Genomic DNA, 14,245 nt, shown 5'->3' on the forward strand with positions numbered 1-14,245 from the left:
TTCGCGTTCCCCCCGCCCCCGCCCGCCGGGTTCGGCGTGGCCGGGCACCGGCGGCCGTCAGGCCGACTCCCTGATCACCAGGGTGGGCTCGAAGATCCGCGAGGTCACCGGCTGGTCCGGCCGCTCGATGTGGGTGAGCAGCAGCCGCCCCATCTCCGCGGCCATGTCCTCGACGGGATGGCGGACGGTGGTGAGCGACGGGCGGCAGGCCAGCGCCGCGCTGCTGTCGTCGAAGCCCACCACGGCCACGTCGCCGGGCACGCGGCGCCCGTGCTGGCGCAGCACCAGCAGCGCGCCCTGGGCCATCAGGTCGTTGGCCGCGAAGACGCCGTCGATGTCGGGGTGCTCGGCGAGCAGTCGTTCCATCGCGACCTCCCCGCTGGAAAGGGTGAAGTTGCCCTCGGCGCAGGGGAGGTAAGGATGGCCGTGGACGGCCATCGCATCCTGGAACCCCGCCAGGCGGTCCTGGGCGGCGGGCACGTCGAGCGGGCCGGATATCGTCGCCAGCCTGCGGCAGCCGCGGGCGAAGAGGTGGTCGGCGGCCAGCTTGCCCCCGGTCCGGTGCGCCACGTCGACGTAGGTGATCGGGATCGGCCGGGCCGGTCTGGCGAAGAGCACGGCGGGCAGCGAGGTGTCGGCGAGCAGCTTGGGCAGCGTGTCCTCGGTGCCGATGGAGACCAGGACGGCCCCATCGGCGTTGCCCTGGCGCAGATAGCCGATGACCTGGTCGCGGCTCTGCGGGGTGTCGGCGAACACCAGGGTCGGATAGATGCCCAGCGGGCGCAGGAAGCCGACGACGCCCCCGACCACGCGCCCGAAGAACGGATCGGCGAAGACCCGGTGGGGGAACGAGTCGTCCTCGCCTCCTCCGGCCCCGGAGACGATCAGAGCGATCGCCCCCGTCCGCCGGGTGACCAGGGAACGCGCGGCCTGGTTGGGAACGTAGCCGGTGAGGACGATCGCCTGCTTGACCCGCTCCTGGATCTCGAGATCGACGTTGCGAATTCCGTTGATCACGCGGGAGACCGTGGCGCGGGAGACTCCCGCCGTCCACGCCACGTCCTCCAGGGTGGGGGGTCCCGAGATTCTCGGGAGACCTTCGTTCAAGGGAATTCTCCTGGGGGGCGACCGGCGGTGAAACGGGAACCCTCGTGGGCGACCGTGGGAAATCCCCTCCCCGAAGGGAGGGGAGGGTGTCAGGGGGCCTTCAGCAGCATGGGAGAGCGTTCTCCGACCGGTTCGGGCCGGGACGGAGGACACGTGCCGAGGAGCGCCGTGCCGCTCAACGGCAGGTCGGCGGCCGAGCGTCCGGCGAGCACCGTGAAGGCGCCCTCCTCGGTCCGCCAGGTGCGATGCTCGGCCGACCAGTGCTGGAGGGCCCGCGCCCGGATGTCCACCGTGACGTCGACGACCTCGCCCGGCCCCGCGTCAGCCGTGGCGTAGCCGGCCAGCCAGCGCGCGGGACGGACCACCCCGGTCTCCAGCCGGGACAGATACACCTGGACGACTTCGCGCCCGGCCCGCCCGCCGGTGTTGCGCAGCCGTACCCGGACGGAGAGCGGTTCGCCGGGGGCGGCGTCCGGGGGAACGGAGAGGCTCTCGTACGACCAGGACGTGTAACCGAGCCCGTGCCCGAACCAGTACGCGGGCGGCTCGGGCCGCCGCAGCCAGGCGCGGTAGCCGATGTCCAGGCCCTCGGCGTAGGCGAGCGTCCCGCCCGTGGGGACGGTGGAGACGAGTGCCCGGTCGGCCCAGGTGGTGGGCAGCCGGCCACCGGGTTCGGCGCGGCCGAACAGGACGTCGGCGAGGCCGTGCCCGGCCTCCTGACCGGGGAACCAGCTCAGAAGTACGGCCGGCACCTCCTCGCGCCACGGCAGGAGCACGGGGCCGCCGGAGTTGACGACCACGACGGTGGCCGGGTTGGCGGCGGCCACCGCGCGGACCAGCTCGTCCTGGCGTCCCGGCAGGTCCAGGCTCCCGCGGTCGACACCCTCACTCTCGATCTCCTCCGTGGTGCCCACCACGACGATGACGGCGTCGCAGGTCCGGGCGAGCTCGACCGCGGCGGCCAGTTCCGCCTCGTCGTCACGCCGGGGCGGGTCGGCCGCCAGGACGGAGGCGACTCCGCCACCGGGGTCGAGCCGCCGCCGGGAGACGAGTTCCACGTCCCGGCCCGCGGCCATCGTGAGCCGGGCGCGCCGGTACGGCGGGGACAGGTGCACGGTGGCGGGGTCGTCGGTGTCGCGTTCCACCTCCTCGTCGACCAGGACGCGGCCGTCCGCCTCCAGGAGGACGTGGCCCCATCCGGCGACGGCCAGCTCCCAGAGGCCGTCCGTCTCCGGGCTCAGAAGCGCTCGGATCTCGACGGCGGCGGCGGAGTCGATCCGCGCCGGTTCCAGGATGCGGCCGGTCAGCCGGTGCTCGGCGTGGATCTCGGCGCCGTCGGCGTCCAGCAGCCGGACCAGGACGCCGGGTTCACCGGTCAGCGGGTTGCGGGCGTTGTCCGTGCCCAGCGGAGTGGGCCGGTCCCGGGGGTGCGCGCCGGAGCAGTGGACCACCTCCGCCGTTCCGGACAGCGCATCGCGGATGCCGTCGAGAGGGGTCGAGACGGAGAGGGGGTAGACCCCCGCGCTGCCGCCGCCCTGGATCCGGACGGCGGCGGCGTTCGGCCCGAGCACGGCGACCCTGCGCAGGCGCGAGGGATCCAGGGGAAGCAGTGAGTCCTCGTTGCGCAGGAGCACGGTGCCCGCGGCGACGGCCCGGCGCAGCAGCGCGCGGGCGGGGCCGTGGTCTTCGTGTGGGGCGGGGTCCGAGGCGGCCGCGTGGCCGTCCGCCGGGAGGCCGGGATCGAGCGCGCCGACCCGGAAGGCCAGCCGGAGCAGGCGCCGCACCTTGTCGTCGATCGCGGCCTCCGGCACGTCGCCCGCGCGCACCGCGGCGACCAGCGCCTCCCCCCAGGGGCCCTGCGGTCCCGGCATCGCGAGGTCCTGCGCGGCGCGGGCGGCGGGAGTGGTGGAGCGGACGCCTCCCCAGTCCGAGACGACCACCCCGTCGAAGCCCCACGCCGCCTTGAGCGGGTCGGCGAGCAGGGGGTTCTCCGACATCGTGGTCCCGTTCACCCCGTTGTAGGCCGACATGACGGCCCAGACGCCCGCCTCCACCGCGGCCTCGAACGGCGCCAGGTACAGCTCGCGCAGGGTCTGCTCGTCGATGCGGGCGTCGAGGGTGAGCCGTTCGGTCTCGGAGTCGTTGGCGACGTAGTGCTTGGCGGTGGCCGCCACCCCGCCGGCCTGGACGCCGCGGATGCAGGCGGCGCCGATCCGGCCGGTCAGCAGGGGGTCCTCGGAGTAGCACTCGAAATGGCGCCCGCCGAGCGGCGAGCGGTGCAGGTTGAGCGTCGGGGCGAGCAGGACGTGCACGCCCTTGCGCCGCGCCTCGGCGGCGAGCAGCCCGCCCAGCAGCCGGACCAGATCGTCGTCCCAGGTCGCGGCCAGCGCGGTCGCCGAGGGCAGGGTCAGGGAGGGGCTCCGTTCGTCCCACCCCTCCCCGCGCACACCGGCCGGGCCGTCGGAGGTGACCATGGCCCGCAGCCCGATGCCCGGCTCGGCGTGGGTGGACCACACGGTCGCCCCGGTGAGCAGCCGTACTTTCCGCTCCAGGTCCAGCTTCTCCACCAGGCGGTCGAGTTCGTCGATGATCACATGGTTTCCCTTCGCTGTTGGAGAGCGCTCTCCGACGTGTTCCCAGCGTCACCGCCCCGATGGGCGCTGTCAATGCCCGGGATCGCGGCGCGGAGGCCGGCGCGTCCTCCGGGGAACCTCTCCGTGTCGAGGGGGCACGTGCCCGGCCCCGGTCGCCGGGAACCGGGGTCCGGGCCCCCGGGGCCGGGGCCGGGCACGCGCGGTCAGGGGAGCTCGAAGTTCTCCGTGAGGGCGGCGCCGCGGTGCGGCTTGTACAGGTCGTAGCCGCGCGGGTTGCACTGGAGGCCACCGTTGATGCAGTGGGTCACCAGGGCGTCGAGGATGGCGGGGTTGTCCCACGCGTTGAAGAAGTCGTAGTGCCAGGTGTAGCCGCGCCCGCTGGCCAGCCGCGCCTGCGACAGATCACCGCTCGCGGGGAAGGCGATCTTGAACTCCAGCATCGGCACCGCCACCGGGTGGGTGGCCGGGCAGTAGCCGTCGGCGGGATAGGACATGTGACTCTTGTGGTTGGGGCTGTCGAGGTTGACGCCGTCCCAGCAGCTCGGCGCCTGGTAGCGGACGTTCACCTGGCTGCCCGCCACACAGGACGTCGGGATGTCCCAGCTGCGGGAGATGTCGCCGCATTCGAAGCCCTCGACGGTGCCCGGGGAGTCACGGAACTCCGCCAGCGTCGCGGTCGGGCTGCCGACGACGAAGCGCAGGCCCTGGGGGAAGGGTTGCACCTGCCAGTAGTCGAGGATGCCGGACTTGTAGTAGATGACCTGGTTGCCGGTCGGCTCGATGAGCTGGCTGCCCTTGTAGAAGCTCGGGAACCAGTAGGCCGACCTGTCGTGCGGGTTGGTGCACGAGGTGCCGCCGCCGAGGAGGGACGACGCCGTGCTGCTCGCGTTGGTCGTCCTGTTGCCGACGAAGGTGTGCATGTGCGAGGCGCCGGGCAGGCCGGGGTAGACGATCGGGTCGTCGGGCCGGTTCGCCGTCGGGGAGCAGTTGGCCTGGAACTCGTGGTGCGTCACCTCGTCGGTGAACGTCGGCTTCGGCCGCGGAGTGGTCCCCGCGCCGCCGGTGCCGTACACCTTGAACTCCCACAGCGAGTAGCCGTAGCCGGTGCCGCGGGCGGTGCCGTACATCCGCACGTACCGGCCGGAGCCGGAGACGTTGAGGGTCTGGGTGCCGCCGGCGCCGGTGGTGGTGGAGTAGAGGTCGGTCCAGGGGGAGGAGCCGCTGGAGACCTGGATCTTGAACGCCCTGCCGTAGGCGCCCTCCCAGCCGAGGACGACCTGGGAGACCGTCGCGGTGGCGCCGAGGTCGACCTGGAGCCACTGCGGGTCGGCGGCGGCGCTGGACCACCGGGTCGCGTTGTTGCCGTCGAAGGCAGCCCCGGCTCCGTAGCCGCCCCCTTCGGTGGAGGAGGCGGTCGCGGGCCGTCCCTGCGAGAGCAGGGCGTCCGCCGCGACGGCGGGGGTGATGATCGCCAGGGCGGCCGCGACGAGCGCGGTCACCGTGACGGCGATCAGGCCCAGGCGGAATCCGACCGGACTTCGGGATGAGTGCATGCCCTCTCCTTGGGTGGGGGTGACCGTTGGGAACGGCGGATGGGAGAGCGCTCTCCGTTCAGCTTGTTCCTCGCCCTCACGGCTTGTCAAGAAGAGGATGACTGAAACTGAAATATGCCGTTCACGTCTTTGATACGAGTCGTCCACGGGTCTCCGCCACCCAGAAAGGGGGCCTTACCTGTGGAAAAGCGTTTTTAGCGGCACTTACGGCGCGTCGAGGTTTCCGGCGCGTCAAACGGCGCGTTTCGAACCCGTGCGGGAAAGAGCCTTGACACTGTCCGATTTCCAGGGGCACCCTCGGTTACGGAGAGCGCTCTCCTCCCCCTGCCCGTCCTGGTACGGCAGGCACCCCCTTTGTGAGGAGAGATCGTGCATCCAGCTCGTAGTTCGGGCCGGTTCCGGTTGGGCCTGGTCATCGCCGCCCTGGCGAGCCTGGTCGTTTCCGGTCTGGCGTTCATCAGCCCGGCGTCGGCCGCCGACGGTCTGCTGTCGCAGGGCAGGCCGGCGACGGCCTCGTCGTCCGAGGGCGCCGCCTACAACGCGTCGGCGGCGGTCGACGGAAACCTGACGGGCACCCGGTGGGCCAGCTCGTTCAGCGACCCGCAGTGGTTCCAGGTCGACCTCGGCGCGACGGCGACGATCAGCCGGGTCGTGCTGACCTGGGAGACCGCGTACGGCAGGGCATTCAAGATCCAGACCTCCGCCGACGCCTCCTCCTGGACCGACGTCTACTCCACCACCACCGGCACCGGCGGCACCCAGACGCTGGACGTGACCGGCTCCGGCCGGTACGTGCGGATGTACGGCACCGCCCGCGGCACCGGCTACGGCTACTCGCTGTGGGAGTTCCAGGTCTACGGCAGCACGGGCGGTCCCCAGGAACCGGAGGAGCCCGAGGAGCCCGGCACCTGGACCGAGGTGTGGAAGGACGACTTCACCGGACCCGCCGGCACCTCCCCCTCGGCCGCGGGCTGGATCCTGCGCACCGGAACGCAGTATCCCGGCGGTGCCGCGAACTGGGGCACCGGCGAGGTCGAGACCATGAGCGCCTCGACGGCCAACGTCTTCCTGGACGGCGCCGGCAACCTGAACATCAAGGCGATCAAGGACGGCGCGGGCAACTGGACCTCCGGCCGGATCGAGACCCAGCGCACCGACTTCGCGCCGCAGCCGGGCGAGATGCTCCGGTTCAGCGCCCGGCTCAAGCAGCCCGACGTCGCGAACGCCCTGGGCTACTGGCCCGGCTTCCGGGCGACCGGCGCCGCCTACCGGGGCAACCACAACAACTGGCCGTCCGTCGGCGAGACCGACATCATGACCGGCGTCAACGGCCGCGACCAACTGGCCAACACCCTGCACTGCGGCACCGCCCCCGACGGGGTGTGCAACGAGTACAACGGCCGCACCAGCGGCTTCGCCACCTGTGAGGGCTGCCGGAGCGGCTACCACGAGTACAGCCAGGTCATCGACCGCACCAAGACCGACGAGGAGGTCCGCTTCTACCTCGACGGCAGGCAGACCTGGGTCGTGCGCCAGAGCCAGGTCGGCGTCACCGCGTGGCGGGCCGCCCTCCACCACGGCTTCTACCTCCGCCTCGACCTGGCCATCGGCGGCTCGCTGCCAGGAGCGCTCGCGGGCGTCACGACGCCGGTCGCCGCCACCACCTCCGGCGGTGTGCTGAGCGTGGACCAGGTCTCGGTCTCCCGGCAGGCCGGCACCGTCCCCGTCGCCATGACCGACCCGGCCACCCCCGCCGGGCCGAGCACGGTCAGGGTCACCGGTTCGCAGGGCAACTGGCAGCTCCAGGTGAACGGCTCACCCTACGAGATCAAGGGCATGACCTACGGCCCGCCGCAGGCCGCGGCCGACGGCTACATGCGCGACCTGAAGGCCATGGGCGTCAACACGATCCGCATCTGGGGCGTCGACGCCAGCACTCCGGCGCTGCTCGACAGGGCCGCGCAGCAGGGCATCAAGGTCGTCGTCGGGCACTGGCTCAACCAGGGCGCCGACTACGTCAACGACACCGCGTACAAGACCGCGGTGAAGAACGAGATCGTCGCCCGGGTCAACGAGCTCAAGGGCCGCCAGGGCGTGCTCATGTGGGACGTCGGCAACGAGGTCATCCTCACCATGCAGGACCACGGCCTGCCGGCCGACGTGGTCGAGCAGCGGCGGGTGGCGTACGCGAGGTTCGTCAACGAGGTGGCGCAGGCGATCCACGCCGCCGACCCCAACCACCCGGTCACCTCCACCGACGCCTACACCCACGCCTGGACCTATTACAAGGCCCACTCCCCCGCCCTGGACCTGCTCGCGGTCAACTCCTACGGCGCCATCCACACCGTGAAGCAGGACTGGATCAACGGCGGGTACACCAAGCCGTACATCGTCACCGAGGCCGGGCCCGACGGCGAGTGGGAGGTTCCCAACGACGTCAACGGCGTGCCCAGCGAGCCGACCGACCTGCAGAAGCGGGCCCAGTACACCGCCAGCTGGAACGCGATCAAGGGTCACCCGGGCGTCGCGCTCGGCGCGACCGAGTTCCACTACGGCCTGGAGAACGACTTCGGCGGGGTGTGGCTCAACACCACCACCGGCGGCTGGCGCAGGCACGGCTACCACGCGCTCAAGGCGGCCTACACCGGGCAGCCTCCGGCGAACACTCCCCCCGAGATCACCTCGATGACGGTCGGCTCGCAGACCGCCGTCCAGGCCGGGAAGACCTTCACCGTCGAGGTCGCCGCGACCGACCCGAACAGCGACCTGATCCGCTACAACCTGATGTTCAGCAACAAGCACATCAACGGCAACCGCGGCCTCGACAACGTCCGGTTCACCCAGACCGGCCCCGGCAGGTTCACGGTGACCGCACCGGAGCAGATGGGCGTGTGGAAGGTGTACGTGTACGCCTTCGACGGGCACGGCAACGCCGGCATCGAGCAGCGGTCGTTCCGCGTGGTCCCCCCGGTGGTCACCGGGACCAACGTGGCGCTCGGCAAGCCGACCACCGCCTCCTCCTACCAGGCGACCGGCGACGGCGGCCCGTTCACCCCCGGCCGGGCCACCGACGGCAGCTTCACCTCCCGCTGGGCCAGCGAGTGGGCCGACCCGCAGTGGATCCAGGTGGACCTCGGCGCGACCACCGCGATCAGGAGCGTCCAGCTCGGCTGGGAGGCCGCGTACGGAAAGGCCTACCAGCTCCAGACCTCGGTCAACGGCACGACCTGGAACACCGTCCACTCGACCACGACCGGCGACGGCGGGTTCGACTCCGTCGACCTCAACGCGCCGGCCAGGTACGTCCGGCTGAACCTCACCCAGCGCGGCACGGCGTACGGCTACTCGCTCTACGAGTTCGGCGTCTACGGCTAGCGCCGCGTGGGACGCCCTGCCCCGTGGACCGTCTCACGCCGTCCGCGGGGCAGGGCCGCACTCCGGTCCTCGCTCACGTCCGGCCGGAGGCGGGCCGTTCTCAGAGGTGCGGGATCTCGTGGTTGGCCTGGAAGAGCCCGCCGGGGTCGACGGCCTTGCGGATGCGGAGCAGCTCCTCCCAGGTCGGGGCGTCGTAGCCGGTCGACGGGTCCACGGGCTCCTCCTGGAAGTTCAGGTACTGCCGCCCGCGTGAGTAGGGCGCCATCGCGGTGACCACCCGCTCACAGTCGGCGACGGTCCGCTCTGCGAGCTCGCCCACCATCATGCCGCCGGTGATGAGCTGGAACCGGCCGTCCAGCCTCGCCGTCGCGCCCGCGCCGGGCTGTGAGCGCCCGAGCGCCCCTCCGAGCTGGCGCAGCTCCGCCTTCATGAAGAGCGAGTTGCCGGAGTCGGCGCCGGCGACCTCGATCAGCCGGTCCACGGCGGCCGGCGGCAGCTCGTCGAGCAGCGACGACCGCCCGCCGCCCGGCGTGGGCCGCTCCGGGTCCAGGTGAAGCCGCATCAGCGACGCGGCCGGCACCCGTCCGAACGTGTCCGTCTCGGGTCCGAGCTCCCGCAACGGCGCCAGGATCCGCTCCGCCTCGGCGTCGTCCGCCAGCACGGCGCCGTCGACGACGACCAGCCGGCGACCGCGGAACGGCTCCGGGATCTCGGGGATCGGCGGGTACTCCAGGTGCCGGTAAGACGTGGTGACCGCGTCGGGCGCGTCCGCGGCCCACCGCGCCCATCGGCTCAGCACCCGGTGCGCGTCCCGCAGGTCCCAGACCAGCATGCCGGCGTACGCGGTCTCGATCGGGTAGAGCGTGAACTCGATAGCCGTCACCACTCCGAAGTTGGCGCCGCCGCCCCCGCGTACCGCCCAGAACAGCTCCGGCTCGTGCTCGGCGTCGACCCGGGTCGGCGAGCCGTCCGCGGTGACCAGTTCGACGGCGGTCACGCTGTTGGAGGCCAGCCCCAGCGACCGGCCGTACCAGCTGACGCCCCCGCCGAGCGAGTAGCCGACCACACCGGCGTCCGGCGACGATCCGTGCAGAGCGGCCAGGCCGTACGCCGCGGCCGCGTCGACCACGGCCGACCACAGGACACCGGCCTCGGCCCGGGCCCGGCGGGCGCCGGCGTCGATCTCGATCCCGGTCATCCCGGACATGCGCGTCAGCACGCTGCCGCTCAGGTCACCGAGCGGGTGGGCGTTGTGCCCGGTACCCAGCGGCGCGACGCGCAGCCCGGCGGCCGCCGCGGCCCGGACCACGGCCGCGACCTCCGCGGCGTCGGCCGGGAAGGCCACCGCGGCGGGACGCAGGTCGACGGCGAGCGCCCAGGTCGTCCGGGCGCGATCGTATTCCTCGTCACCGGGCAGGTGGACGCCTCCGCTGGCCGTACCGCGCAGTGACGACAGGTCTCGTCCGGCCCTCTTGGGCCGTTTGTCCTCGGTGTTCACGTGCTGTCCCCCCGGACGTGAGTCAATCATCGCGCGTCAACTGTCACCGGCCGCGCGTCCCGTTACCAGGGGAGAGTCCTGCCCCGGCTACGACCTGGCGGCCGTCGGCGCCCATCTGCTCCACCGGTTCGCGGCGGAGGCCGCCTCGACCGTCCGTGAGATTCCTGGCACCGAGCGTGCTCGCGGGGGTGGATCCGGGACGGCCGCCGACGGCGGCCGTGAAACTTTTTCGGGTCCGGCCCGCCCGGACCCGAACGCCGCGTGCGGGCCCGGATCCGGGCCGCGAACCGCTCACCCGGCGCCCCCGCCGGCCACGCTCCGGTGGTCGATCAGGGGATCTGCCAGGCAGAATGGCGAGGTGAGCTCCGACGAACTAGCCCATTTCCTGCGTTCCCGGCGGGCGGCGATACAACCCGACGAGATCGGTTTGGGCACCCGGTCGCGTCGGCGTACTCAAGGGCTCCGGCGCGAGGACGTCGCCGAGCTGGCCACCGTGTCGGCCGACTACTACCGCCGCCTGGAACAGGCCCGCATCGGGCCGCCGTCGCCGCAGGTCCTGGAGACCCTGGCGCGAGCTCTGCGCCTGACCGCCGACGAACGCGACTACCTGTACCGGATCGCCGGCAGGGAACCGCCCTCGCGGCCCGCGCTCAGCCGGCACGTCGCTCCCGCGCTGCGGCAGCTCGTCGACGGCCTGGGCGACTCCCCGGCCCAGGTCATGACGCTCCTCGGTGAGACGATCATCCAGAACCCGATGGCCGCCGCCCTGCTCGGCGACCACTCGGTCTACACCGGTGACGCCCGCAACAGCACCTACCGCTGGTTCACCGACCCGGCCTCGCGCTCGATCCACCCGCCCGAGGATCACGAGGAGGAGAGCCTCTCCCGGGTGGCCGAGCTGCGTGCGAGGTCGGTGGAGGTCGGCGACCCGGAGGCCGACCGGCTCATCGGCACGCTCCGCGTCCGCAGCGCCGAGTTCGAGCGGATATGGCGGGAACAGCGAGTGGCGGTCTGCCGGTCCGGCACCAAGGCCCTGGTGCACCCCCGGGTCGGCGTGCTCGAACTGGAATGCCAGATCCTCAGGACCGAGGGCCTCGGGCAGCTGCTCGTCGCCTTCACCGCGGCCCCCGGCAGCCGCGCGGCCGGACAGCTGCGCGAGCTCTCGCTCGTCCACGCCGGATAACACCGCCCCGTACGGTCCGGGTCTCACCGTGGCGGCCCGAACCAGGTGGTCAGCGCCTCGCCGAGGCCGTCGCGTCCGCCCGCCCAGGCCACGTACCCGTCGGGCCGTACCAACAGGGCGCCCGTGTCCGGCGCGGCCTCGGCGGAGGCCGCTCGCACCCGGTCCCGGTGTCTCGCCACGGCCTCGCCCGGCCAGGTCTGCCCGGGCGGTCCGACGAGGAGTCCCCGGCCGTCCGCCAGCAACCCGCCTGCCGGGCCCGCCGTGTCCCCCGCCTGTCCGCCCGGCGTCAGCCCTTCCAGAGCCGGGACGAACCGGCCGACCGGAGACTCGGCGGCATCGGGCGCGTAGCGCACGTCCGTGCCCTCGACCATCGCCGAGAAGTACCGCCTGGCGTCCGGCAGTTCCAGCACCTCGGTGAGCACCTCCCGCAGCGCGTCCGCCTGCGCCCCCGGCCGCATCAGCGCCACCTGCGCCCGGGTGTTGCGCAGCACGCGGGCGGCCGCCGGGTGCCGCTCGGCGGTGTAGGTGTCCAGCAGGCTGTCGGGGGCCAGCCCGCGCGCCACCAGGGCGAGTTTCCATCCCAGGTTGACGGCGTCCTGCAGGCCGAGGTTGAGCCCCTGTCCGCCGATGGGCGAGTGGACGTGCGCCGCGTCTCCGGCCAGCAGGATCCTGCCTTCGCGGTAGGTGTCGGCGTGCCGGGTGTTGTCGCTGTAGCGGATCCCGGTCTCCAGCCGGGTGACGACCACGTCGACGCCGGTCACGCGGCGCAGGCTGTCCTGCAACTCCCCGGCCGTCATCGGCGCGTCCCGCTCGTCCGGCCCGCCGTCGAACTCGATGGTGGCGATCTCGCCGGGCACCAGCGACAGGTTCACCAGCCCGCCGGGGCCGCGCAGGGATGAGGTGACGGCGCCGGGATCGGCCAGCTCGGCCACCGCGGTCCGGCCCGTCATGGTCGCGGACGTGCCGGAGAAGACGAATCCGGCCCGCTTGCGCACCACGCTCCGTCCGCCGTCGCATCCGACCAGGTACGCCCCGCGCACCACCTGCCCGTCGGCGAGCGTGGCGGCGACGCCGCTCTCGTCCTGGGTCACGTCCGTCACCTGGCAGCCCTGGCGGACCGTGACCCCGAGCTCGGCGGCCCGCGTGGCCAGCATGCCTTCGAGCCGATGCTGCTTGAGCATGAGGTATTCGGCGCCGCCGCCCGGCTCCAGCAGCGGGATCCCGCTGAAGTGCCCTCTGACCATGCCCTTGTGGACCAGCTCGGCCATGAGGGCGACGATGTCGGCCTCCGGGGGCGGAGGGGCTGTCACGGCGTCGCCCGGCTCGCGACGCGGACGGAGTTCGTCGAACATCGTCCGCTGCGCCTCGGCCAGCCGACCGGCCAGGCCGCGCAGCGCCAGCGATTGCAGGGTGCGCGCGTTGAGCGAGCGAAGACCGAGGCTGCGCGTTCTGCACTCCTCGCCCGAAGCGGCCTCCAGGACGAGCACCTCGGCCCCGGACAGCGACAGCTCGCAGGCCAGCAGCAGGCCGACGGGCCCACCGCCGACGATGATGATCGCGTCAGTCATCCCGACTCCTCTTACTTACGGTGTATATGTACGGTGTAAGTAGAACACATACGGCGTAAGCTTTGTCAAACGACCCGGAGGAAAGGACGGCTGGATGGCACGGCGCGAGCCGTTGAACAGGCAGAGGGTTCTCGACGCGGCCCTGGAGCTGGCCGACAGGGAGGGCCTGGAGGGCCTGTCCATGAGACGCCTGGCCAAGACGCTCGGCGTTGAGGCGATGTCGCTCTACAACCACGTCTCCAACAAGGCCGATCTCATCGACGGCATCGTGGAGCGCGTGTTCGAGCAGGTCGAGCCGCCGGACCGGGCCCTGCCGTGGCCGGAGCAGGTGCGGACGACGGCGCTGAACATGCACCGGATCTTCGGTCGCCACCCCGTGGTCCCGCTGGCGCTGGCCACCGACCGGTCCAATCCGACCTCGCCTCAGGTGATGAGGGCTCTGGACGGACTGGTGGGGGCGTTGTTCGACGCCGGTTTCGACGAACTGGGCGCCTGGAGGGCGCTCGGGGCGATAAACGGGCTGCTGTTCGGCGCGCTGCTGCTGTCGACGGGTGGGTTCACCGGCGCCCCCGGGGTGCACGCGGGCGAGGAACAGGTCGGGGTCTACATCCGGCGGCTCGACCCGGCGCGGCTGCCGCACTTCAGCAGGCTGCTGCACTGGACGACGGAAGGCGGCGTGGACCCGGCCGCCGACTTCGAGCAGGCTCTGGACATGTTGATCCAAGGACTGGTGGAGACGGCGAAAAGCGGTCACCCGGCCACCGGATGACACTCCGATCCCGCGGCGTGCGCCCGCCGCCGGCCCGGCCGCGCGCTGCCGTGCGGTCGACGGCGCGGATGCGGCCGCGCGCGGGGCTGGGGGTGGGTGTAGAGGCCGGCATCTGCGCCCGCACGATCCAACCGGCCGGGGCGGGCCGCGCTCCGGCCGACCGGACCCACTAACGCCGTTCACCGTTCGGTTGCTGCTCAAGCCCCGCGTACTGTGCCACGCCATCGCCGAACGACCAGTCGATCGACTCGTTCTCGGTGATCCTGACGAATACGTTGCGCGGCTCGGTGCCGGCGTACCCCAGGGCGAGATCGGCGATCCTGCGGTAGAGGGCCCGCTTCTGATCCGCCGTCCGGCCAGAGCGCATGGTGATGGAGACGAACACGAGGTCGTCGTCACGGCGCACGCCTGGGTAGTCGCCGTAGCGGACCACGCCCTGCGTACCGTCGTGGCTGGTGAGCACCTGGAACAGGTCGTTGTACGGGATGCCGATGGTCTCCACCAGGGCGTCATGCACGGCCTGGCCCAGGGCTTCCAGCCGCCTGCCATCCGCGCGGAGCGCATCGATGCGCACAAAGGGCATGAAGTCGTCCTTTCA

General features: G+C 72.1%; 9 protein-coding genes. 3 read left to right on the forward strand and 6 right to left on the reverse strand.

The features are described from left to right. Window positions 1-57 precede the first annotated feature (57 nt). From J2853_RS17390 to J2853_RS17400, 3 genes are all read right to left on the reverse strand, one after another. A complete protein-coding gene (locus J2853_RS17390; protein WP_307559191.1) occupies window positions 58-1,107 on the reverse strand; it encodes a LacI family DNA-binding transcriptional regulator in 1,050 nt (349 codons plus the stop codon). An 89-nt stretch (window positions 1,108-1,196) separates the two neighbouring features. Further along, a complete protein-coding gene (locus J2853_RS17395) occupies window positions 1,197-3,701 on the reverse strand; it encodes a glycoside hydrolase family 3 C-terminal domain-containing protein (protein ID WP_307559193.1) in 2,505 nt (834 codons plus the stop codon). A gap of 203 nt (window positions 3,702-3,904) precedes the next feature. Then, a complete protein-coding gene (locus J2853_RS17400) occupies window positions 3,905-5,254 on the reverse strand; it encodes a DUF1996 domain-containing protein (RefSeq protein ID WP_307559195.1) in 1,350 nt (449 codons plus the stop codon). A gap of 369 nt (window positions 5,255-5,623) precedes the next feature. Here J2853_RS17400 and J2853_RS17405 point away from each other — a divergent pair, with 369 nt between their 5' ends. Further along, on the forward strand, window positions 5,624-8,629 hold the full coding sequence (locus J2853_RS17405; RefSeq protein ID WP_307559196.1) for a discoidin domain-containing protein: 3,006 nt from the start codon (window positions 5,624-5,626) through the stop codon (window positions 8,627-8,629). A gap of 100 nt (window positions 8,630-8,729) precedes the next feature. On the opposite strand, the gene J2853_RS17410 is transcribed toward J2853_RS17405, so the two are convergent. Beyond that, the gene (locus J2853_RS17410; protein ID WP_307559198.1) at window positions 8,730-10,127 is read right to left on the reverse strand and encodes an FAD-binding protein; all 1,398 of its coding nucleotides are present in this window, start codon (window positions 10,125-10,127) and stop codon (window positions 8,730-8,732) included. Between the two features lie 358 nt (window positions 10,128-10,485). On the opposite strand from J2853_RS17410, the gene J2853_RS17415 reads away from it, so the two are divergent. Continuing rightward, entirely contained in the window at window positions 10,486-11,310 is an 825-nt protein-coding gene (locus J2853_RS17415; RefSeq protein WP_307559200.1) for a helix-turn-helix transcriptional regulator, read from the forward strand. 23 nt (window positions 11,311-11,333) lie between these two features. Here J2853_RS17415 and J2853_RS17420 read toward each other — a convergent pair whose 3' ends face one another. Next, on the reverse strand, window positions 11,334-12,878 hold the full coding sequence (locus tag J2853_RS17420; protein ID WP_307559202.1) for an FAD-dependent oxidoreductase: 1,545 nt from the start codon (window positions 12,876-12,878) through the stop codon (window positions 11,334-11,336). 94 nt (window positions 12,879-12,972) lie between these two features. Here J2853_RS17420 and J2853_RS17425 point away from each other — a divergent pair, with 94 nt between their 5' ends. After that, on the forward strand, window positions 12,973-13,647 hold the full coding sequence (locus J2853_RS17425) for a TetR/AcrR family transcriptional regulator (RefSeq protein WP_307559203.1): 675 nt from the start codon (window positions 12,973-12,975) through the stop codon (window positions 13,645-13,647). A gap of 169 nt (window positions 13,648-13,816) precedes the next feature. On the opposite strand, the gene J2853_RS17430 is transcribed toward J2853_RS17425, so the two are convergent. Further along, window positions 13,817-14,230 carry a tautomerase family protein gene (locus tag J2853_RS17430; protein WP_307559205.1) on the reverse strand — a complete coding sequence of 138 codons (414 nt, stop codon included), beginning with the start codon at window positions 14,228-14,230 and terminating at the stop codon, window positions 13,817-13,819. Between the last annotated feature and the right edge of the window lie 15 nt (window positions 14,231-14,245).

The organism is Streptosporangium lutulentum, from assembly GCF_030811455.1.
GTDB classification, from domain to species: Bacteria; Actinomycetota; Actinomycetes; order Streptosporangiales; family Streptosporangiaceae; genus Streptosporangium; species Streptosporangium lutulentum.